The 21878-nt window shown below is 54.3% G+C and carries 15 protein-coding genes; 11 read left to right on the top strand and 4 right to left on the bottom strand.

Features of this window, described 5'->3' with window-relative positions; all coding sequences use genetic code 11:
- The first annotated feature begins 71 nt into the window (after positions 1–71).
- Entirely contained in the window at positions 72–2918 is a 2847-nt protein-coding gene (gene rcsC, locus QQZ17_RS23100) for a two-component system sensor histidine kinase RcsC (protein ID WP_152403449.1), read from the top strand.
- 112 nt (positions 2919–3030) lie between these two features.
- Here the strand turns inward: rcsC and rcsB are convergent, their stop codons facing one another.
- Both rcsB and rcsD read right to left on the bottom strand, forming a co-directional pair.
- Entirely contained in the window at positions 3031–3681 is a 651-nt protein-coding gene (rcsB, locus tag QQZ17_RS23095; protein ID WP_001061917.1) for a response regulator transcription factor RcsB, read from the bottom strand.
- Between the two features lie 15 nt (positions 3682–3696).
- Positions 3697–6366 (bottom strand): phosphotransferase RcsD, encoded by a 2670-nt coding sequence (gene rcsD, locus QQZ17_RS23090; protein ID WP_152403452.1) that lies wholly within the window; start codon positions 6364–6366, stop codon positions 3697–3699.
- 740 nt (positions 6367–7106) lie between these two features.
- Between rcsD and QQZ17_RS23085 the strand changes: the two genes are divergently transcribed.
- The 6 genes from QQZ17_RS23085 (at position 7107) to mgtE (ending at position 14502) form a co-directional block, all read left to right on the top strand.
- Positions 7107–8237: a porin OmpC gene (locus tag QQZ17_RS23085; RefSeq protein ID WP_284554185.1), complete on the top strand. Its 1131-nt coding sequence runs from the start codon at positions 7107–7109 to the stop codon at positions 8235–8237.
- 115 nt (positions 8238–8352) lie between these two features.
- Entirely contained in the window at positions 8353–9408 is a 1056-nt protein-coding gene (gene apbE / locus QQZ17_RS23080; RefSeq protein WP_152403456.1) for an FAD:protein FMN transferase ApbE, read from the top strand.
- An 83-nt stretch (positions 9409–9491) separates the two neighbouring features.
- A complete protein-coding gene (gene ada, locus QQZ17_RS23075) occupies positions 9492–10556 on the top strand; it encodes a bifunctional DNA-binding transcriptional regulator/O6-methylguanine-DNA methyltransferase Ada (protein ID WP_152403458.1) in 1065 nt (354 codons plus the stop codon).
- A complete protein-coding gene (gene alkB / locus QQZ17_RS23070) occupies positions 10556–11206 on the top strand; it encodes a DNA oxidative demethylase AlkB (protein WP_152403460.1) in 651 nt (216 codons plus the stop codon). The genes ada and alkB overlap by 1 nt, the downstream gene beginning before the upstream one ends.
- Positions 11207–11281: 75 nt before the next feature.
- On the top strand, positions 11282–12925 hold the full coding sequence (locus tag QQZ17_RS23065) for a multidrug ABC transporter permease/ATP-binding protein (protein ID WP_152403462.1): 1644 nt from the start codon (positions 11282–11284) through the stop codon (positions 12923–12925).
- A gap of 140 nt (positions 12926–13065) precedes the next feature.
- The gene (gene mgtE, locus QQZ17_RS23060) at positions 13066–14502 is read left to right on the top strand and encodes a magnesium transporter (RefSeq protein ID WP_152403464.1); all 1437 of its coding nucleotides are present in this window, start codon (positions 13066–13068) and stop codon (positions 14500–14502) included.
- On the opposite strand, the gene QQZ17_RS23055 is transcribed toward mgtE, so the two are convergent.
- Positions 14465–15712, bottom strand: coding sequence for a SulP family inorganic anion transporter (locus QQZ17_RS23055; protein WP_152403466.1), 1248 nt, complete (start codon positions 15710–15712; stop codon positions 14465–14467). The two genes, mgtE and QQZ17_RS23055, sit on opposite strands and share 38 nt — an antisense overlap.
- A 277-nt stretch (positions 15713–15989) precedes the next feature.
- On the opposite strand from QQZ17_RS23055, the gene mqo reads away from it, so the two are divergent.
- Positions 15990–17645, top strand: a complete 1656-nt coding sequence (gene mqo / locus QQZ17_RS23050; RefSeq protein ID WP_152403467.1) for a malate dehydrogenase (quinone) — start codon at positions 15990–15992, stop codon at positions 17643–17645.
- 94 nt (positions 17646–17739) lie between these two features.
- On the opposite strand, the gene eco is transcribed toward mqo, so the two are convergent.
- Entirely contained in the window at positions 17740–18237 is a 498-nt protein-coding gene (eco, locus tag QQZ17_RS23045; protein WP_152406288.1) for a serine protease inhibitor ecotin, read from the bottom strand.
- 410 nt (positions 18238–18647) lie between these two features.
- On the opposite strand from eco, the gene napF reads away from it, so the two are divergent.
- The 3 genes from napF to napA are packed head-to-tail and all read left to right on the top strand — an operon-like array spanning position 18648 to position 21875.
- A complete protein-coding gene (gene napF / locus QQZ17_RS23040) occupies positions 18648–19139 on the top strand; it encodes a ferredoxin-type protein NapF (RefSeq protein WP_152403469.1) in 492 nt (163 codons plus the stop codon).
- Complete coding sequence (napD, locus tag QQZ17_RS23035) at positions 19129–19392, top strand: chaperone NapD (protein ID WP_042317904.1); 264 nt, start codon at positions 19129–19131, stop codon at positions 19390–19392. Before napF ends, napD begins: the two co-directional genes overlap by 11 nt.
- On the top strand, positions 19389–21875 hold the full coding sequence (gene napA, locus QQZ17_RS23030) for a nitrate reductase catalytic subunit NapA (protein ID WP_152403471.1): 2487 nt from the start codon (positions 19389–19391) through the stop codon (positions 21873–21875). The genes napD and napA overlap by 4 nt, the downstream gene beginning before the upstream one ends.
- The last annotated feature ends 3 nt before the right edge of the window (positions 21876–21878 follow it).

Below are 21878 nucleotides of genomic sequence, written 5' to 3'. Positions count from 1 at the left end.
ATTGCGACGCCGCGCATTTACCGCTACCTTAACCACACTCCATTTATCGCCTGAGGCGGAGCTTCGCCCTTTTGAAATACCTTGCTTCCTTTCGCACGACACTGAAAATCTCGCGCTACCTGTTCAGAGCGTTGGCGCTGTTGATTTGGCTGCTCATTGCCTTTGCCTCGGTGTTCTACATCGTGAACGCCCTGCATCAGCGGGAATCAGAGATTCGCCAGGAGTTTAATCTCAGTTCCGATCAGGCCCAGCGCTATATTCAGCGCACGGCGGATGTGATGAAAGAGCTCAAGTATATCGCTGAGAACCGCCTGACGGCGGAGAACGGCGTGCTGACTTCGCGGGCGCGTGACGATAAAACCGAGGTCCCGACCTTTCAGCCGCTGTTTGCTGATTCAGACTGTGCGGCAATGGGCAATGCATGGCGCGGATCGCTGGAGTCGCTGGCGTGGTTCATGCGCTACTGGCGCGACAACTTCTCTGCCGCCTACGACCTGAATCGCGTATTTCTCATTGGTAGCGATAATCTCTGCATGGCGAATTTCGGCCTGCGCGATATGCCCGTCGAGCGCGATAACGCGCTGAAAACGCTGCACGAGCGGATTATGAAGTACCGCAATGCGCCGCAGGATGAGTCCGGAAGCAATCTTTACTGGGTAGGGCAGGGGCCGCGTCCGGGGATCGGGTATTTCTACGCGCTGACGCCGGTCTATCTGGCAAACCGTCTGCAGGCGCTGTTAGGCGTTGAGCAGTCCATTCGGATGGAAAATTTCTTTACGCCGGGCAGTCTGCCGATGGGGGTGACCATTCTGGATGAAAATGGTCATGCGCTGATTTCACTGACCGGACCGGAAGGCACCATTAAGGCGGAGCCTCGCTGGATGCAGGAGCGTTCCTGGTTTGGCTATACGCCGGGTTTTCGTGAACTGGTGCTGAAGAAAAACCTGCCGCCGTCCTCGCTGAGCATTGTCTATTCCGTCCCGGTTGATCTGGTGCTGGAACGGATCCGGATGCTGATTCTGAATGCCATTCTGCTGAACGTGCTGGTGGGCGCGGCGCTGTTTACTCTCGCGCGGATGTACGAACGGCGGATCTTTATTCCGGCGGAAAGCGACGCCCAGCGTCTGGAAGAGCATGAGCAGTTTAACCGTAAGATTGTCGCTTCCGCGCCGGTCGGGATCTGCATTCTGCGCACCGTTGACGGTATTAACATTCTCAGTAATGAGCTGGCGCACACGTATCTGAACATGCTCACCCATGAGGACCGACAGAGGCTGACGCAAATCATCTGCGGACAGCAGGTGAACTTTGTCGATGTGCTGACCAGTAATAACACCAACCTGCAGATTAGCTTCGTCCATTCCCGCTATCGCAATGAAAACGTGGCGATCTGTGTGCTGGTGGATGTCTCCGCCCGCGTCAAAATGGAGGAGTCGTTGCAGGAGATGGCGCAGGCGGCTGAGCAGGCGAGTCAGTCGAAATCGATGTTCCTGGCGACCGTCAGCCACGAGCTGCGTACCCCGCTGTATGGCATCATCGGTAACCTCGATCTGCTGCAAACCAAAGCGTTACCCAAAGGGGTCGATCGCCTGGTGACGGCGATGAATAACTCTTCCAGTCTGCTGCTGAAAATCATCAGCGACATTCTCGACTTCTCGAAAATTGAATCTGAGCAGTTGAAAATTGAGCCGCGTGAATTCTCACCGCGCGAGGTGATGAGCCACATTACGGCGAACTATTTGCCGCTGGTGGTGCGCAAGCAGATAGGGTTGTACTGCTTTATCGAACCGAATGTGCCGGTTGCCCTCAATGGCGATCCGATGCGCCTGCAACAGGTGATTTCTAACCTGCTCAGTAATGCGATTAAATTCACCGACATTGGCTGCATCGTACTGCATGTTAGCCGTGACGATGATTACCTCAGTATTCGGGTGCGGGATACCGGCGTAGGGATCCCGGCGAAAGAGGTGGTGCGCCTGTTCGACCCGTTTTTCCAGGTCGGTACCGGCGTGCAGCGCAATTTCCAGGGGACGGGGCTGGGACTGGCGATTTGCGAAAAGCTGATCAGCATGATGGACGGCGACATTTCGGTCGATTCTGAACCGGGGATGGGCAGCCAGTTTACGGTGCGTATTCCGCTGTATGGCGCGCAGTATCCGGCGAAAAAAGGTCTCGATGGACTCGCCAGAACACGCTGTTGGCTGGCGGTGCGTAATGCCTCGCTGTGTCAATTTATTGAAAACAGCCTGACGCGCAACGGCGTCGAAGTGATGCGTTATGAAGGCCAACCTCCGGCGAGTGACGATGTATTGATCGCTGACGATGAGCTGGAACAGCCCTGGCAGGGGCGTGCGGCGGTTATTTTCTGTCGCCGTCACATTGGCATTCCGCTGGAAAGGGTGCCGGGGGAATGGGTTCACAGCGTCGCGTCGCCGCATGAACTGCCGGCGCTGCTGGCCCGGATCTACAGTATTGAACTCGACGATGACGAGCTCTCTTCCGCGTTACCGGCCCCGGAAAAAGCGGCGGCCACCAATGATGACATGATGATCCTGGTGGTTGACGATCATCCAATCAACCGTCGCCTGTTGGCCGATCAGTTGGGTTCGCTGGGGTATCAGTGCAAGACCGCGAATGACGGCGTGGATGCCCTGAACGTGCTAAGCAAAAACCACATCGATATCGTGCTGAGCGACGTCAACATGCCGAATATGGACGGCTATCGTCTGACGCAGCGTATTCGTCAGTTGGGGCTGACGCTACCGGTAGTCGGGGTGACGGCAAACGCCTTAGCCGAAGAGAAGCAGCGCTGTCTGGAGTCGGGGATGGACAGCTGTCTGTCGAAGCCGGTCACGCTGGACATTCTCAAGCAGACGCTGGCGGTGTATGCGGAGCGGGTCAGGAAAACACGGGGTTAAAAATGCCGGATGGCGGCTTTGCCTTATCCGGCCTACAGAACGGGGATGTTTTCCGTAATGAGTAGGCCTGATAAGCGGAGCGCCATCAGGCATTTTGCAACGGAAAGAGAAATTAGTCTTTGTCTGCCGGGCTCAGGGTCACGGAAGAAAGATAGTTCAGCAGTGCGATATCGTTCTCAACGCCCAGTTTCATCATGGCTGATTTCTTCTGGCTGCTGATGGTTTTGATACTGCGGTTCAGTTTCTTGGCGATTTCAGTGACCAGGAAACCCTCGGCAAACAGACGCAGGACTTCACTCTCTTTCGGAGAGAGACGTTTGTCGCCGTAGCCGCCCGCACTGATTTTTTCCAGCAGGCGAGAGACGCTTTCCGGGGTGAACTTTTTGCCTTTTTGCAGCGCCGCGAGCGCTTTCGGCAGATCGGTTGGCGCGCCCTGTTTCAGGACAATTCCTTCGATGTCGAGATCAAGAACCGCGCTCAGGATTGCCGGGTTATTGTTCATGGTCAGAACAATGATCGACAGGCTCGGAAAATGGCGCTTGATATATTTGATCAGAGTGATCCCATCGCCGTACTTGTCGCCCGGCATGGAGAGATCGGTAATCAACACGTGCGCATCTAATTTTGGCAGGTTGTTGATCAGTGCTGTGGAGTCTTCAAATTCGCCAACAACATTCACCCACTCGATTTGCTCAAGTGATTTGCGAATACCGAACAGTACAATCGGATGGTCATCGGCAATAATTACGTTCATATTGTTCATGTAAAGGCTACCTTGCTACAGCAAGCTCTTGACGTAGGCGTCAATGTCGCTGATGTATTTTTCTATTCCTGGAGCATCTTTCTCGCGAATCAGATGTTCCAGCGTTTCACATAACTGCTTGCCGGGTACCAGATTTAGCATGGCAAACACGCCTTTCAGGCGGTGAGCCGTTTGGGCTAGCGCAGCAAAATCGCTGATTGCTGCCTCAGTATACAACCTCTTAACATCATCCGGTACTGTGTCTACAAATAGTGCGTAATAACCGCTGGCATGAAGTTCGGCGTTTTCATCACCTCCCAGAGGGGATTCCGGGATCGCTTCCTGCGCCAGTTGCTCTTCAATTAGTTGTAGTACAGCTTCCTGCATAGCGTTGCTCATATTAAAGTTGACGCGAAGCTGGCCAGGGCCTATTTTCCGCACGCCTGACTCATCATCGCTTAAAAGCAAGCCGGAGGCAGTAAGATTAGACGGATTATCAGTTAAAAAGAGATCATATTCTTGACTTATGAGTCTCTCATCCGGGGTGATGCAGGTCGCCCCCCAGTTTTCCAACTGACGAAGCACAATGTTGCGAACCTCGTTAGAGGTCACGTCGATCATGACGCTGACATCATCCAGCAGACGCTCTTCGTCTTCTCTATGCTGGTCGAGCGGAGTCATTTTAACATGGACTGTATAGCGTGTACCCAGCGCATCTCGCGCTTTTATGTTCAAATGCCCGCCGAGTTTACGTGCCAACTGATCGCATAGCCAGAAGGCCAGCGGATTGGCTTTGCCGTAACGATCTTTCTGCGTCTCGCTGATGAACGGGAAATGTAGGTTGTCGATTTCGCTTAACGTCACGCCTTCACCGGTATCCAGAATGCGGAAAGTCAGGCGCTCCGCCACCGACTCATCCTGACTTACCTCAAGCGTGATTTTACCAATCTGGGTGGTCGTCACCGCGTACTGCATCAACAACAGTAAGATCCGTCGCAGCGCATCGCGATCGCCACGCCGCTCGTCGTTGGCCTTCAGATGGTTGTTGATGAGCAGTTGCAGCCCTTTGCGCTTCATGGCCGGCAGCACTTCCGGTACGACTTCGTCAATCAGCGCCTGAACCGAGAAGAGGGTCGGCTCGCTCTTCCAGGCGTCGCTTTCCAGCATGTTCGCCAGTTGAATTTCATCGATCATGCGGATCAATACATCGGCATGATTCGCCAGTTGCTGTGCATCAGACGTTTGCACCTGCGCGACCTCCGCCGCCAGCTTTTTGACCGGGTCTTTTAACGCCTCGCTGATGTTTTGCATAAAGGCGGTGCGGCCCTGCTGATTTTTTTCGTACAACCGCTGTGCCTGTTTGAGCTTTTTGTTCACCAGCACTTCACGATCCTGGTCACGGATAATAAAGATCTGGGTGCGCGGAGCGACCTGGCTGCGGAACAGGCGTATCTCATACAGCTCATTATTGACGGTTGCCTGGATCACGCCCTGATGCTGTTCCGCCATACTGGTGATGTTTTGCAGATTCAGATGCGGCAACAGATGGTCGGCAATTTTGTTACTCATCACCGTGCGGTTCGCCTCCTGGTCATGCACCAGCAGACCCAGCGGCAGCAGGGAGACAATTTCTTCATTAATCGCACGCAGAATACGTAGCTCATTATTGGCCGCGGTATTCGGCGCGACTTCGGTTGTGCGTCCCGGCTGGTTACGAAAGGTGGTATAGCCAAACAGCGCGAGGGCCAGCAGGCCAATATTCAGCAACAGCGGTAACAGGATGTTTTGCAGCGTATCGAGCAACAGCGTACCGAACGGCACCTGCCAGACCAGTCGCATTCCCGTCGAGTTCAGCGCCGAAGAGATTTCAATTTTCGAACTGTTAAAGCTGATGCTTACGCTGTCTGGTGATTCTTTATCCGCGTTGCGTGTGCTGACTGGGGTGGTGTCAGGCTCAAGGCGGAAGCTGTCCAGCGGCATGCCGGGGGGAATTAAGTCATTGATGGGCAGATCAAATGCGACAACGGTCGCCAGATGCCCCGGCTGGTTAAAGGTGGTCCGCAGGGTAAAGTAGTGGCCGTTTTGCCAGGCCAGACGACGCAGCGATGAAAAGCTTTCCCGCTCGTCCAGCGCATTGGCCTGCTGAAGCATCTCGGCCCGGCGTGAGTCGACAATGCTGCCAATGGTTGACTCTTTAAATCCCGAAGAGAGGTCTTTCAACGGCAGCGTCGAGATGAGGGTCAGACTGTTGTCCTGCCCGTTGAGATAATACATGGACCACGGCACCGTTTCGGCACCCCACAGCGTGTCGAGGTAGGTCGAGATGCGCTGTGTCATTTCCAGCGTTGAACTGTCATGCGAGCCAAAGATCAGCGCTTCGGTTTTACGACGCGGTTTTTCGAGATAGTAAACGTCCTGTTTCAGGCGCGTTTCCTGCAATCCTTCGCTGCTCGATGGATTCGTGGTCGCCGCGATGTTGTCATAGATTTGCCAGGTCGCGTAACGCCAGGTATCGACACGCTTATGGATAGCATGTGTGATATCGACGATTTGATAGCTCTTATCTTTTAGCCATGCGTTAACCGCGCTTTGCACCATCACGCCCATCGTTACCAGCAACACAATGATCAGCAATAAAAAGAAACGGGTAATGCTTCCCGGCAGGAGGGAGAATCGGGACGTAGCCGTTGTATCAGACTGACTCATTCGTGGTTATGACCTGTAAAACAACGCCGAAGGTGAAAGGGCAGTATAAAGGGTACGGTGTGAATTTCCACATTCTCTACTCATTGATGTTCTGCATTTTTTGCCAAAAAGAATTCATCGGTTAGATGACGTAAAAGTGTACAGCCCCGCAAGCTACGTACAAATATGACCCGACGCGTGATGACAAATAGCACGAAATAACAAGAAATCGGTTTCTGATATCAGTCAGTGACTGAATGAAGGTAAATAGTTAATAGTTGTTATTATTTTTGTGCGGTAGCACATAAAGAGAAAATAAGTGTAAAGAAGGGTAAAAAAAAACCGGACGCATCGCATCCGGTTGAAATAGGGGTAAACAGACATTCAGAAATGAATGACGGTAATAAATAAAGTTAATGATGATAGCGAGAGATATTTTAGTGATGCGCGACGATTTTGTTTTGTCATTCAGTGCTATGAAATTTATTTTAGTAACCTCTTGTTTTTGTTGTTATTTTTATATTTCTTGAGTGATTGTGCTTATTTTTTGTCTTTTTGAAGCAAAAAAAAAGTTCCCTCATATTTACATTTTGAAACACCTATGTGGATAAATGAAACATCTTAAAAGTTTTAGTATCATATTCGTGTTGGATTATTCTGCAATTTTGAGGAGAATGAACTTGCCGACTGGTTAATGAGGGTTAATCAGTATGCAGTGGCATAAAAAAGCAAATAAAGGCATATAACAGAGGGTTAATAACATGAAAGTTAAAGTACTGTCCCTCCTGGTACCAGCACTGCTGGTAGCAGGCGCAGCAAATGCGGCTGAAATTTACAACAAAGACGGCAACAAATTAGACCTGTTCGGTAAAGTCGACGGTCTGCATTATTTCTCCGATGACAAGAGTCTTGATGGCGATCAGACCTATATGCGTATCGGCTTCAAAGGCGAAACTCAGGTTAACGATCAGATCACCGGTTACGGCCAGTGGGAGTATCAGATCCAGGGTAACGCACCTGAATCCGAAAACAACTCCTGGACTCGTGTCGCATTTGCGGGTCTGAAATTCGGCGACGCGGGTTCTTTCGACTACGGTCGTAACTACGGCGTTGTGTATGACGTTACGTCCTGGACCGACGTTCTGCCAGAATTCGGTGGCGACACCTACGGTTCTGACAACTTCATGCAGCAGCGTGGTAACGGCTTTGCGACTTACCGTAACGCTGATTTCTTCGGTCTGGTTGATGGCCTGAACTTTGCCCTGCAGTATCAGGGTAAAAACGGCAGCCCGTCAGGCGAAGGTGCTGATGGCTTAGCTTACACTGGCGTGACTAACAACGGTCGTGGAGCGCTGCGTCAGAACGGCGACGGTGTCGGCGGTTCCGTGACTTATGACATCGGTGAAGGCTTCGGTCTGGGTGCAGCAGTGAGCAGCTCCAAACGTACTGATGAGCAGAACAAAGCGATTTATCTTGGTAACGGCGATCGCGCTGAAACCTACACCGGCGGCCTGAAATACGACGCTAACAACGTTTATCTGGCAGCACAGTACACCCAGACCTACAACGCAACGCGCGTAGGCGGCGAAGGGTGGGCAAACAAAGCGCAGAACTTCGAAGTGGTTGCTCAGTACCAGTTCGACTTCGGTCTGCGTCCGTCCGTTGCTTACCTGCAGTCCAAAGGTAAAAACCTGGGGACTCTCAACGGTCGTAACTACGACGATGAAGATCTGCTGAAATATGTTGATGTTGGCGCAACCTATTACTTCAACAAAAACATGTCCACCTACGTTGATTACAAAATCAACCTGCTGGATGACAACAGCTTCACTCGTGATGCCGGTATCAGCACCGACGACATCGTTGCACTGGGCCTGGTTTACCAGTTCTAAGTTTGCTTAATGTCGATAAAAGGCCCTGCGGGGCCTTTTTTTGTGCGGTTCTACGACGCACAATCGGCGGTTTTTGGTGTACTCTTGCGCCTCTTTTGCAGGAGAACAATCACGTATGGAAATGAACATTGCTCGCGTGGCCTTACTGGCGATGACCGTCTTTTTTACCGGGTGCGATAACGCGCCGGACGCGGCGCAAACGCCAGCGACGGCTCCGGTAGTGCTGGAAGGGAAAACGATGGGCACCTTCTGGCGCGTGAGTGTGGTCGGTATTGATGCTAACGCGTCAGCGGCGCTACAAACGAAAATTCAGACGCAACTGGATGCCGACGACCAGTTGCTCTCAACCTATAAAAATGATTCGGCGCTGATGCGCTTCAACCTGTCGAAAAGCCTTTCTCCCTGGCCTGTCAGCGAAGCGATGGCGGATATTGTGACCTCAGCGCTGCGTATTGGGCAAAAAACGCAGGGCGCGATGGACATCACCGTCGGGCCATTGGTGAATTTGTGGGGATTTGGTCCCGACAAGCAGCCGGTCCAGATCCCGACGCAGGCGCAAATTGATGCGGCAAAAGCCAACAGCGGGTTGCAGCACCTGACGGTGATCAACCAGGCGAAACAACAGTATCTGCAAAAAGATCTGCCGGATTTGTTTGTCGATCTCTCCACCGTCGGTGAAGGTTACGCTGCCGATCACCTGGCACAGTTGATGGAGCGGGAAGGTATTGCCCGCTATCTGGTCTCTGTCGGCGGGGCGCTGAACAGTCGTGGGATGAACGCCGAAGGGCATCCGTGGCGGGTGGCGATCCAGAAACCCACCGATCGCGAGAATGCGGTTCAGGCGGTGGTGGATATTAACGGGCACGGCATCAGTACCTCCGGCAGTTACCGCAACTATTACGAGCTGAACGGCAAACGCCTCACCCATGTTATCGATCCGCAAACGGGTCGTCCCATTGAGCACAATCTGGTGTCGGTGACGGTGATTGCGCCAACGGCGCTGGAGGCGGATGGCTGGGATACCGGGCTGATGGTGCTCGGCACGGAGAAAGCCAAAGAGGTCGTACGCCAGGAAGGATTGGCGGTGTATATGATCATCAAAGAGGGGGAGGGATTCAAAACCTGGATGTCGCCACAATTTGAAAGCTTCCTCATCCGTGAACAAAATTAAAAAGCAAGATTGCGGGTTTTCGAGTGACGGGTTTCGGACACACTGCAGCTAAGCAGGCACTATGCTTAACGAAGGAGTCCAGAATGAAAAATTATCAACGCGTAAATGACGATCAGCGCTGGCAGTCGGTGTTAGAACGCGATTCTGACGCTGACGGTCAGTTTGTTTTTGCCGTGCAAACGACCGGGATCTTTTGTCGACCATCGTGTACGGCAAAACATGCGCTGCGTAAAAATGTCCGCTTCTTTCCCGACGCGCAGGCCGCGCTGATGGCTGGGTTTCGCCCGTGTAAACGCTGTCAGCCGGATAAAGCCAACGCCCAGCAGCACCGGCTGGATAAAATCACGCATGCCTGTCAGCTTCTGGAGCAGGAGAGCCCAATAACGCTCAATGTTCTGGCTGAGAAGGTGGCGATGAGCCCGTATCATCTGCATCGCTTGTTCAAAGCCACAACCGGGATGACGCCAAAAGCCTGGCAGCAATCGTATCGCGCCCGCCGCCTGCGCGACGCCCTGAGTCACGGCGAAAGCGTGACCCAGGCGATTCTGAATGCCGGTTTTCCAGACAGCAGCAGCTACTATCGTAACGCCGATGCGGCGCTTGGGATGACGGCAAAACAGTTCCGCCGTGGCGGTGACAAACTGGCCGTGCGCTATGCGCTGGCCGATTGCTCACTTGGACGCTGTCTGGTGGCGGAGAGCGAGCGGGGGATTTGCGCCATTTTGTTAGGGGATGACGATGTGGCGCTGATTGCTGAACTGCGGACCTTGTTCCCGGCCGCTCAGGGTCACCCTGCCGACGCCCATTTTCAGCAGCGCATCCACCGCGTTATTGCCAGTATTGACGGGCGCGACGCGGCGCTGACGTTGCCGCTGGATATTCAGGGCACCGCGTTTCAGCAGCAGGTCTGGCAGGCGCTGCGCACGATTCCTTACGGGGCGACCGTCAGCTATCAGCAACTGGCAAAAGCGATCGGCAAGCCGAAAGCGGTTCGTGCGGTCGCCAGCGCCTGTGGCGCGAACAAACTGGCGATCGTGATCCCCTGTCACCGCGTTGTCCGGGGTGATGGTTCGCTTTCCGGTTATCGCTGGGGCGTGTCGCGCAAGGCGCAGATCCTGCGGCGTGAATCGCCTGATGAGGGAGCATAATGCTCGATCTGTTTGCCGATTCGCAGCCCTGGCAGGAACCGCTGGCACCCGGCGCTGTCATTTTGCGCCGCTTTGCCTTCCGCGCGGCGCCGCAACTGGTACAGGAGATTGAGACGGTCGCCCACTGCTCGCCGTTTCGCCAGATGATCACCCCCGGCGGCTACACGATGTCGGTGGCGATGACCAACTGTGGGCGGCTGGGCTGGACGACCGACAGCCGCGGCTACCTCTATTCGCCTGTCGATCCGTTGACGGGACTCGCCTGGCCCGACTTCCCACCGTCCTTCCTGCGTCTGAGTCAGCAGGCGGCGACGGCGGCGGGCTATGCGGATTATCAGCCGGACGCCTGCCTGATCAACCGCTATGTGCCTGGCGCAAAGCTTTCCTTGCATCAGGATAAAGACGAGCCGGATCTGCGCGCGCCAATCGTCTCTGTCTCGCTGGGCTTACCGGCTGTCTTTCAGTTTGGCGGTCTGAAACGTAGCGATCCGCTGACGCGCATTCTGCTGGAACACGGTGACGTGGTGGTCTGGGGAGGAGAATCACGTCTGTTTTACCACGGGATTCAGCCGTTGAAGGCCGGGTTCCATCCGATGACCGCCGATTGTCGTTACAATCTGACTTTTCGCCAGGCGGGTAAAAAAGAATAAAAATAAGAATTATTATTGCTGAACGCGTTGAGACGTTTAAACTGCGGGCTGTTATTCCTTGTCCGGGTTGTATGAATGGAACTACTTCTTCTTGTCTGGCGGCAGTATCGCTGGCCATTTATTAGCGTGATGGCGCTCAGCCTCGTCAGCGCGGCGCTGGGGATTGGTCTTATCGCTTTTATCAACCAGCGTCTTATTGAGACCGCAGATCCCTCTCTGCTGGTTTTACCGGAATTTCTGGGATTGCTGTTGCTGTTGATGGCGGTGACGCTGGGCTCACAGCTGGCGCTCACCACGCTGGGACACCACTTTGTCTTCCGTCTGCGCAGTGAATTCATCAAACGTATTCTCGATACGCACGTTGAACGTATTGAGCAACTGGGCAGCGCCTCTCTGCTGGCCGGGTTGACCAGCGACGTGCGCAACATCACCATTGCCTTTGTCCGTCTGCCTGAACTGGTTCAGGGGATCATCCTGACCGTCGGCTCGGCGGCGTATCTGGCGATGCTGTCGACCAAAATGCTGCTGGTCACGGCTATCTGGATGATCATTACCATCTGGGGCGGTTTTATGCTGGTATCGCGGGTTTATCGGCATATGGCGACGCTGCGCGAAACCGAGGATAAACTGTATAACGATTATCAGACGGTGCTGGAAGGACGCAAAGAGCTGACGCTCAACCGCGAGCGCGCGGAGCATATTTTCACCCACCTCTATATTCCGGATGCCAAAGCGTATCGCCACCATATTATTCGCGCCGATACCTTCCACCTCAGTGCCGTAAACTGGTCGAATATCATGATGCTCGGCGCGATTGGTCTGGTGTTCTGGATGGCAAACAGCCTCGGCTGGGCGGATACCAACGTCGCGGCAACCTACTCGTTAACGCTACTGTTCCTGCGTACACCGCTGCTGTCGGCGGTGGGGGCATTACCCACGCTGCTGACGGCGCAGGTCGCTTTCAACAAGCTGAACAAATTCGCGCTGGCGCCATTTAAGGCTGAGTTCCCGCGCCCGCAGGCCTTCCCGGGATGGAAAACCCTCGAACTGCGTAACGTCATGTTCCACTATCAGGACAACGCGTTCTCCGTAGGACCGGTGAATCTGACGATTAACCGCGGTGAATTGCTGTTTTTAATCGGCGGCAACGGCAGCGGTAAATCGACGTTGGCGATGCTGCTGACGGGGCTATATCAGCCACAGTCCGGGGAGATCCTGCTGGACGGTAAGCCTGTCAGTGCCGAAAAGCCGGAAGATTATCGTAAGCTCTTTTCGGCGGTGTTTACCGACGTCTGGCTGTTTGACCAACTGCTGGGACCGGAAGGTAAACCGGCCGATCCTGCACTGGTTGAAAAGTGGCTTGAGCACCTGAAAATGGCGCACAAGCTGGAACTGAGCGATGGCCGGATCCTGAATCTGAAACTGTCGAAGGGGCAGAAAAAGCGCGTGGCGCTGCTGCTGGCGCTGGCGGAAGATCGCGACATTATTCTGCTCGACGAGTGGGCGGCCGATCAGGATCCGCACTTCCGCCGCGAGTTTTACCAGGTGCTGCTGCCGTTAATGCAGGAGATGGGGAAAACCATTTTTGCCATCAGCCACGACGACCATTATTTTATTCATGCCGACCGTTTGCTGGAAATGCGCAACGGACAGGTGAGTGAACTGGTGGGTGATGAGCGTGACGCTGCATCACGCGATGCGGTCGCGCGCACGGCCTGAGCTATCTGACCATTGTCCCGATGGCGCAACGCTTTTCGGGACAGCGGTTCTTTTTTTATCCATCTGACGCCCCCGTTTATTGTTATTTACATAACCTCGCGCCATGCTTAATGGCATCTCATATCATGGATTTATGATTAATGTTCGCAAAACACAAAAACAGCGCAAGGCTGCGCGATGAAGAGCGTGCGCGGCTGATCTGGCTGCTCACCACCGACAAAGCCATCGTTTCCACCCTGTTAGGCAAGCTCACCCTGGCTGAGCAATATGATGTCGGAACGTTATCCGACGATATTGCTGAGGTAGGCGCGCTGGTCGACCATCTTCCGCCGCCCGATCTCGCGGATACTCTGGAAGCGCTCCCGTCGGAAGAGCGTCACGCCCTCTGGCGGCTGATCGCAAGCGAAAAGCGCGGCTACGTGCTGCTCGAAGCCTCAGAAAACGTCTGGGACGACCTGATCGACGAAATGACCGACCGGGAGTTGCTTGAGGCGCTGCAATACCTCGACATCGACGAACAGATTTACCTGGTTCAACACCTGCCGCGTAACCTCACTGGCCGGTTACTGGCGACGCTGCCACCCGAAGAACGGGCCCGCGTGCGCCAGGTCATGCATTACGAAAAGAATCGCGTCGGTGCGATTATGGAGTTCGAGGTCATTACCGTTCGCCCGGACGTGACGCTGGAAGTCGTACAGCGCTATCTGCGTCGTCTGGGCAAGATGCCGGAAAACACCGATAAACTGTTTGTCACCCGCCGCGACAAAACGCTGGTCGGGGAGCTTACCCTGACCTGTATTTTGCTCAACGACGTGCAGCGCAAAGTCAGCGAGGTGATGGATGACGATCCGCTGACCTTCGCCCCGGAAGACAAAGCGGAAAACGCGGCGCGTACCTTCGAACGTGACAACCTGGTCAGCGCCGCGGTGGTTGATCCTTCCGGCAAACTGATGGGGCGCCTGACGATCGACGAGATAGTCGACGTGGTGTATGAAGAAACGGACACCGATCTACGTCGGATGGGCGGGTTGAGCGCGGAAGAGGACGTTTTTGCGCCCGTGCCTAAAGCGGTGAAAACGCGCTGGGCGTGGCTGGCTATCAACCTGTGTACCGCGTTCATCGCCTCTCGCGTGATTGATGGCTTTGAGCACACCATTTCGCAGCTGGTGGCGCTGGCGTCGCTGATGCCCATTGTCGCCGGGATCGGCGGGAATACCGGTAATCAGACCATCACCATGATTGTCCGGGCGCTGGCGTTACAAAACATTCAGCCGGGTAACCTGACGTTTCTTATTCTGCGCGAGATGGGCGTGGCGTTGGTGAATGGCCTTGTCTGGGGCGGGATCATGGGTGGGATCACCTGGTGGCTGTACGACGACATGGCGCTCGGCGGGGTGATGACCCTGGCAATGATGCTGAATCTGTTAATGGCGGCGCTAATGGGGGTGATCATCCCGATGACGATGGTGAAGCTCGGGCGCGACCCGGCGGTCGGTTCGAGCGTAATGATCACCGCGATTACTGATACCGGCGGGTTCTTTATTTTTCTTGGGCTGGCGACGCTGTTTCTGATGTAGCGCGTCGTTTGCGCGTTACGATGCGGGGCAGTAATCCCATAGCCACCACTCCGGCAACCACGCCAATCGCCAGGTTGCCAGTGGAGACCGTTGCGCCAACGGTAATGACCATCACCAGCGTTTCCACCACGGGCAGTGTCGTCAGGGTAGTGGGCTGGATGCTGTGCCAACTGAACGTTTTCACCGCCACAATCACCATGATCCCGGCCAGAACCGACATCGGGATTTTCGCCATCACGTCGCTCAGCGCGGTCACCAGCAGCAGTAAAACCAGCCCGGCGGCGATTGTCGACACGCGGCTGCGGCCTTTCCCCATCTCCACGTTAACGATGGTCTGCCCGATCATCGCGCAGCCGGCAATGCCGCCGTAAAAACCCGCCAGAATGTTGGCCAATCCCAGACCCGTGCTTTCACGATTTTTATTTGACGGCGTGACCGTCAGGTCATCAACCAGTTTCGCCGTCAACAGCGACTCCATCAGGCCCACGAAGGCGATACTCAGTGCGCAGGGCCAGATAATCGCCAGCGTGTGCAGATTCAGCGGTACCAACAGTTGCGTCAGTGCCGGTAGGCCACCACGCATTGAACCTTCATCGCCGACGGTTGGCAGCAATTGCCCGGTGGTTGCGGTAAACAGCGTCAGCAAGACAATGGCAATCAGCGGCGCAGGAATGCTTTTAATCACCCGCGGCACCCACAGCACAATCAGCAGCGTTAAGGTAAATAGCCCCCAGATGAGTGGGCTTGTGCTCCAGAAATGGGGAACCTGGGCGAAGAAAATCAGAATACCGAGGGCGTTCACAAAACCGGTCATGACGGCGGTGGGAATAAAACGCATCAGCCGCGCCATCCCGGTGACGCCAAACAGAATCTGAATGAGTCCGGCCAGCACCACCGCCGGCAGGATGTACTGTACGCCATGCTGATGCACCATCGGACCAATCACCAGCGCAACGGAACCGGCGGCCGCTGTGACCATCGCGGGGCGACCGCCCATGAAAGACATGGCAAGACAGAGGACCACCGAGGCGATCAGACTGACTTTCGGGTCAACGCCAGCAATCACCGAAAAGGAAATCACTTCAGGGATCAGCGCCAGCGCGGTAATGACTCCCGCCAGCGTTTCGCGTATCAGCAGACGTGGGGCGCGAAGGACGCCACTGACGGTGTGTTCCTCAGCCAGAGCAGGAGACGAAGGGGTTACAGACATATTTACTCTCAGGTCGGAAGGGGCCTGATAACAGTAGACCAGCAGGCGTCCGTGCGGTGAATAATAAAGCGCCGCATAGTACCTTTCTGGAGCGTCTGTTTCCAGAAAATATTGCGAATAACCCCATAAAGATTCAACGTATTTTTAACTTTTATAAAATTTAAATATAATTTATAAACAATATTTAAATATTTTTACTGAAATGTTAACGTTGATGCCGCTCGATTTTCACCTGCAAAAAGCAAAAAAACGATACTAAAAGTAAGGCATTAACCATATGAAAAAAGTGACTGCCATGCTCTTCTCGATGGCCGTAGGGCTGAATGCTGTCTCGATGGCGGCAAAAGCGAAAGCGACGGAAGAGCAGGAGACGGACGTACTGTTGATCGGCGGCGGCATCATGAGCGCTACATTGGGAACGTACTTACAGGAACTGGAACCCGGCTGGTCGATGACCATGGTGGAGCGCCTGGACGGTGTCGCGCAAGAGAGTTCAAACGGCTGGAACAACGCCGGTACAGGGCACTCCGCGCTGATGGAGTTGAACTACACGCCAAAGAAAGCCGACGGGAGTATCAGCACCGAAAAGGCAGTTGAAATTAACGAAGCCTTCCAGATTTCCCGTCAGTTCTGGGCGCATCAGGTCAACAGCGGCGTATTGCACGACCCTCGCGCCTTCATCACCACCGTTCCGCACATGAGCTTCGTCTGGGGGGATGAGAACGTTAACTTCCTGCGCGCCCGTTATGCGGCGCTGCAACAGAGCACGCTGTTCCGCGGCATGCGCTACTCTGAAGACCACGCGCAAATCAAAGAGTGGGCGCCGCTGGTGATGGAAGGGCGCGATCCGAAACAGAAGGTCGCCGCCACGCGAACTGAAATGGGAACGGATGTGAACTACGGCGAAATCACGCGCCAGTTGATTGCCTCGTTACAGAAAAAGCCCAACTTTACGCTGGAGTTAAGCACTGAAGTCCGCGGTTTTAAACGTAACGACGATAACAGCTGGACGGTGACCGTCGCCGATCTGAAAAACGGCGAAGCGGAACATAACATCAAAGCCAAATTCGTCTTTATCGGCGCAGGTGGCGCAGCGCTGAAACTGCTGCAGGAGACCGGTATTCCTGAAGCCAAAGAGTATGCTGGCTTCCCGGTCGGCGGTCAGTTCCTGGTCGCGGAAAACCCGGACGTTGTGAATCGTCATCTGGCGAAAGTGTACGGTCAGGCTTCCGTGGGCGCGCCGCCGATGTCGGTTCCGCATATCGATACCCGTATTCTGGACGGTAAACGCGTGGTGCTGTTTGGGCCGTTCGCTACCTTCTCCACTAAATTCCTGAAAAACGGTTCACTGTGGGATCTGCTGAGTTCAACCACGCCTTCGAACTTCATGCCGATGGTCAATGTGGGACTGGATAACTTCGATCTGGTGAAATACCTGATTAGCCAGGTGATGCTGAGTGATGACGACCGCTTTGACGCGCTGAAAGCGTACTATCCGCAGGCGAAGAAAGCGGACTGGCGTTTGTGGCAGGCGGGTCAGCGCGTACAGATCATCAAGCGTGATGAAGACAAAGGGGGCGTACTGCGTCTGGGAACGGAAGTGGTGAGCGACAAAGAAGGAACCGTTGCCGCGCTGCTGGGCGCGTCACCGGGCGCATCCACTGCGGCACCGATCATGCTCCACCTGATGGAAACGGTCTTCAAAGATAAAGTGAGCACGCCGCAATGGCAGGCGAAGCTGAAAACGATTATTCCGTCTTACGGTACAAAACTGAACGGCAACGTTGAGGCGACGCAGCAGGAACTGCAATATACCAGTGAGGTGCTGGGTCTGAAATATGACAAGCAGCAGGTGGCAGACTCGCTGCCCACACCGCAACTGAAACCTCAGGCTCAGCCGGAGCGTAAAGCCGTCGCGGATATCGCACTGTAACCCGATTGCCGGATGGCGCTGCGCTTTTCCGGCCTACATCACGTTCTTGTAGGCCGGATAAGGCGGTACGTCGCTATCCGGCATCATTAGCTATTTATCGCGTTACCGCGTTCTGCACGTTATCTTCCGCTTTCCAGATGCGGAATTTCACATCGATATTTGCCGGGGTATACACCACGATCGGCAACTTGCTGTTGTAACGCAACATCCCGTTATCACCCAGATACGCGGTGACAAGCTTCTGCTCTTTTTTGCCGTCCGGGCAGGCCATCATGGTCGATACCGGAGAGGTGACTTTGTCAAAGACGTAGTAGTCATAACCCCAACCTTCCAGCGTTTTGCTTTCCAGTGCGCCGCCCAGACGATGCTGGTTGCAGTCGACCTCCAGCGTCTGACCGATCATCAGTTCCACTTTCAGAGTAGATTCATCTTCCTGATGGGGTAACTGGATAACCTGGCGCTTCATCCCTTTTTCCGCCTGCGGATAAGGGGCGATTTTTTCCAGCGGTTGCGGGGTAGTCTCAGCGGATGCCGCCCATGCAGAGGTGCTGGCGAAGGCAGCGAACAAAACGGCAGGGACCATTGTCTTCATTTTAGAGTTCACAGGTTTTCCTTTTTTATCTTATGAACGATTTCACGGCAGGTTAGCATATTCACCAGAGTTATTGATCTGTCTTTACGTATTTTTTAAGTGCATTAACTGAGTTGATGTCTTAGGTATGGTTATTTATTCTGTTAATGACCATTTGGCCCGGGCAATTATCCTGACAGTTATTTCGATATATAAATAATTACATAACCCTTTGATATGTGCGGAGAAGCACATTCTGACAAGCTTCATTAACACTCTTTTGATCCAACCACTGGTTTTACCCCAATTGGGGTATGCACCTGGAACACATCCTTTACTATCTTACCGATCATAATAATGACTTAGTAGTAACGCGGTTTTTATTGTCGTTCACCCAGCCGGGGGAGCGTCGTTTATGGAAGGGCGATGCCATGGTTGATTTATCCCGTCGAGGCATACTGACTGGCAGTTGGCGTAATGCTAACCGTGGGATCCGTCCGCCGTGGAGCATGGAAGCCTCTCAGTTTCTGTCCCAGTGTACCCGTTGCGACGCCTGTATTCAGGCTTGTGAACACGATGTTTTGCAGCGTGGGCCGGGTGGCTATCCAAACGTTAATTTCCAACAAAGCGAATGCACCTTCTGCTACGCCTGCGCGCAGGCTTGCCCCGAATCTCTCTTTTCTCCGCGCCACACCAGGGCATGGGATCTGATTTTTACCATTGGGCAAGCGTGTCTGGCGTATCAGTCCGTAGAGTGCCGCCGCTGTCAGGATAGTTGTGAGCCGCAGGCGATTATGTTTCGCCCAACGCTGTCCGGCATTTATCAACCACAACTCAATAACCAGAACTGTAACGGATGCGGCGCGTGTGTCGCCAGTTGCCCGGTGTCAGCCATTACCGCGGAGTATAACCATGCACATTAACTGGCAGGTCTGCAGCCTGATTGTTCAGGCCAAAGGCGAACATGTACAGGATATCAGCACGCAGTTAAACGCATTGCCGGGCTGCGAAGTGGCGGTAAGCGACCCGCAAAGCGGTCAGATGATTGCCGTGGTTGAAGCAGAACACAGCGAAACGCTGATGCAAACAATTGAGTCGGTACGCAACGTTGCGGGCGTACTGGCGGTGTCGCTGGTTTATCACCAGCAGGAAGAACAAGGTGAGGAAACACCATGAAACTCAGTCGTCGTAGCTTTATGAAAGCTAACGCCGTTGCGGCCGCTGCGGCGGCTGCCGGGCTAAGCGTGCCGGGCGTTGCCCGTGCAGTTGTCGGTCAACAGGAAGCCATCAAGTGGGATAAAGCCCCGTGCCGTTTTTGTGGCACAGGCTGTGGCGTACTGGTCGGGACGCAACAGGGGCGTATTGTCGCCTGTCAGGGCGACCCGGAAGCCCCGGTTAACCGTGGTCTGAACTGCATCAAGGGCTATTTCCTGCCCAAAATTATGTACGGAGAGGACCGTTTAACGCAGCCGCTGCTGCGTATGAAAGACGGTAAGTACAGCAAAGACGGTGAATTTACGCCGATCGGTTGGGAGCAGGCTTTCGACGTGATGGAAGAGAAATTCAAAACCTCACTGAAAGAGAAAGGCCCGGAGTCTGTCGGCATGTTTGGTTCCGGCCAGTGGACCATCTGGGAAGGTTATGCCGCCTCCAAACTGTTTAAAGCCGGTTTCCGCTCGAACAACCTCGACCCAAACGCACGTCACTGCATGGCATCAGCGGTAGTCGGCTTCATGCGAACCTTTGGTATGGACGAACCGATGGGCTGCTACGACGATATCGAGCATACCGATGCGTTTGTTCTGTGGGGTGCCAATATGGCGGAAATGCACCCGATCCTCTGGTCGCGCATCACCAACCGTCGTCTCTCCGATCCGAATGTTAACGTTTCCGTGCTGTCCACTTTCCAGCACCGTAGCTTTGAGCTGGCGGACAACGGGATGGTCTTTACGCCGCAGTCTGACCTGGTGATCCTCAACTACATCGCCAACTACATCATTCAGAATAACGCGATTAACCAGGACTTCTTCAGCAAGCACGTTAACGTCCGCAAAGGGGCAACGGATATCGGCTATGGCCTGCGTCCGACCCATCCGCTGGAAAAAGCAGCGAAAAACCCAGGTTCTGACGCCTCCGAGCCGATGAGCTTTGAAGATTACAAAGCGTTTGTTGCCGAGTACACGCTGGAAAAAACCGCTGAAATGACCAGCGTGCCAAAAGATCAACTGGAACAACTGGCGAAGCTGTATGCCGACCCGAACAAGAAGGTCATCTCCTACTGGACAATGGGCTTCAACCAGCATACGCGCGGCGTGTGGGCCAACAACCTGATCTACAACATCCACCTGCTGACCGGCAAAATTGCGCAACCGGGCTGTGGGCCGTTCTCTTTGACCGGACAGCCTTCTGCCTGTGGTACTGCGCGTGAAGTGGGCACCTTTGCTCACCGTCTGCCAGCGGACATGGTGGTCACCAACGAAAAACACCGTGAGATCTGCGAAAAACACTGGAATATCCCGGCTGGGACTATTCCGGCGAAAATCGGTCTTCACGCGGTTGCCCAGGACCGGGCACTGAAAGACGGCAAGCTGAACGTCTACTGGACGATGTGTACCAACAATATGCAGGCGGGTCCGAACATCAATGAAGATCGTCTGCCGGGCTGGCGCGATCCGCGCAACTTTATCATTGTCTCCGATCCGTACCCGACCGTCAGCGCGCTGGCAGCGGATCTGATCCTGCCAACCGCGATGTGGGTGGAGAAGGAAGGGGCTTACGGTAACGCCGAGCGCCGTACCCAGTTCTGGCGCCAGCAGATTAAAGCACCGGGTGAATCAAAATCTGACCTGTGGCAACTGGTTCAGTTCTCACGTCGTTTCAAAACGGAAGAGGTCTGGCCTGAAGAGCTGCTGGCACAGAAACCGGAACTGCGCGGTAAAACGCTGTATGACGTACTGTTTGCCACGCCTGCGGTGAGCAAGTTCCCGCTGACGGAGTTGAAAGAGGATCAGTTGAACGATGAATCCCGCGATCTGGGCTTCTACCTGCAAAAAGGATTGTTTGAAGAGTACGCCTGGTTTGGTCGCGGACACGGTCACGATCTCGCACCGTTCGATGACTACCACAAGGCGCGCGGTCTGCGCTGGCCAGTCGTTGACGGGAAAGAGACGCAGTGGCGCTACAGCGAAGGTAACGATCCGTACGTCAAAGCGGGCGAAGGCTACAAGTTCTACGGTAAGCCAGACGGTAAAGCGGTGATTTTCGCGCTGCCGTTTGAACCTGCCGCTGAAGTCCCGGATGCAGAGTACGACCTGTGGCTTTCCACGGGACGTGTGCTGGAGCACTGGCACACCGGCAGTATGACGCGCCGCGTGCCTGAACTGCACCGGGCCTTCCCGGAAGGGGTTCTGTTTATTCATCCGCTGGATGCGAAAAAACGGGACCTGCGCCGTGGCGATAAAGTCAAAGTGGTTTCACGTCGTGGCGAGGTGGTTTCCATTGTTGAAACCCGTGGACGTAACCGTCCGCCGCAGGGGCTGGTATACATGGCGTTCTTCGATGCCGCACAGTTGGTGAATAACCTGACGCTGGATGCGACAGATCCGCTCTCTAAAGAGACGGATTTCAAGAAGTGCGCTGTGAAACTGGCGAAGGTGTAACAC

Origin of the sequence: Citrobacter sp. T1.2D-1 (assembly GCF_950098555.1) — a bacterium.
Classification (GTDB): Bacteria; Pseudomonadota; Gammaproteobacteria; order Enterobacterales; family Enterobacteriaceae; genus Citrobacter_A; species Citrobacter_A telavivensis.
The sequence above is the reverse complement of the archived record's forward strand: the minus strand, read 5'-3'. Positions and strand labels throughout refer to the sequence as shown.

Excerpts from the sequence above, each read along its gene's own strand:
- rcsD (WP_152403452.1), bottom strand. The coding sequence starts at position 6,366 with ATGAGTCAGTCTGATACAACGGCTACGTCCCGATTCTCCCTCCTGCCG.
- QQZ17_RS23065 (WP_152403462.1), top strand. The coding sequence starts at position 11,282 with ATGGAACTACTTCTTCTTGTCTGGCGGCAGTATCGCTGGCCATTTATT.
- alkB (WP_152403460.1), top strand. The coding sequence starts at position 10,556 with ATGCTCGATCTGTTTGCCGATTCGCAGCCCTGGCAGGAACCGCTGGCA.
- mqo (WP_152403467.1), top strand. The coding sequence starts at position 15,990 with ATGAAAAAAGTGACTGCCATGCTCTTCTCGATGGCCGTAGGGCTGAAT.
- rcsB (WP_001061917.1), bottom strand. The coding sequence starts at position 3,681 with ATGAACAATATGAACGTAATTATTGCCGATGACCATCCGATTGTACTG.
- mgtE (WP_152403464.1), top strand. The coding sequence starts at position 13,066 with ATGTTCGCAAAACACAAAAACAGCGCAAGGCTGCGCGATGAAGAGCGT.
- eco (WP_152406288.1), bottom strand. The coding sequence starts at position 18,237 with ATGAAGACAATGGTCCCTGCCGTTTTGTTCGCTGCCTTCGCCAGCACC.
- napA (WP_152403471.1), top strand. The coding sequence starts at position 19,389 with ATGAAACTCAGTCGTCGTAGCTTTATGAAAGCTAACGCCGTTGCGGCC.
- napD (WP_042317904.1), top strand. The coding sequence starts at position 19,129 with ATGCACATTAACTGGCAGGTCTGCAGCCTGATTGTTCAGGCCAAAGGC.
- napF (WP_152403469.1), top strand. The coding sequence starts at position 18,648 with ATGGTTGATTTATCCCGTCGAGGCATACTGACTGGCAGTTGGCGTAAT.
- ada (WP_152403458.1), top strand. The coding sequence starts at position 9,492 with ATGAAAAATTATCAACGCGTAAATGACGATCAGCGCTGGCAGTCGGTG.
- QQZ17_RS23055 (WP_152403466.1), bottom strand. The coding sequence starts at position 15,712 with ATGTCTGTAACCCCTTCGTCTCCTGCTCTGGCTGAGGAACACACCGTC.
- apbE (WP_152403456.1), top strand. The coding sequence starts at position 8,353 with ATGGAAATGAACATTGCTCGCGTGGCCTTACTGGCGATGACCGTCTTT.
- QQZ17_RS23085 (WP_284554185.1), top strand. The coding sequence starts at position 7,107 with ATGAAAGTTAAAGTACTGTCCCTCCTGGTACCAGCACTGCTGGTAGCA.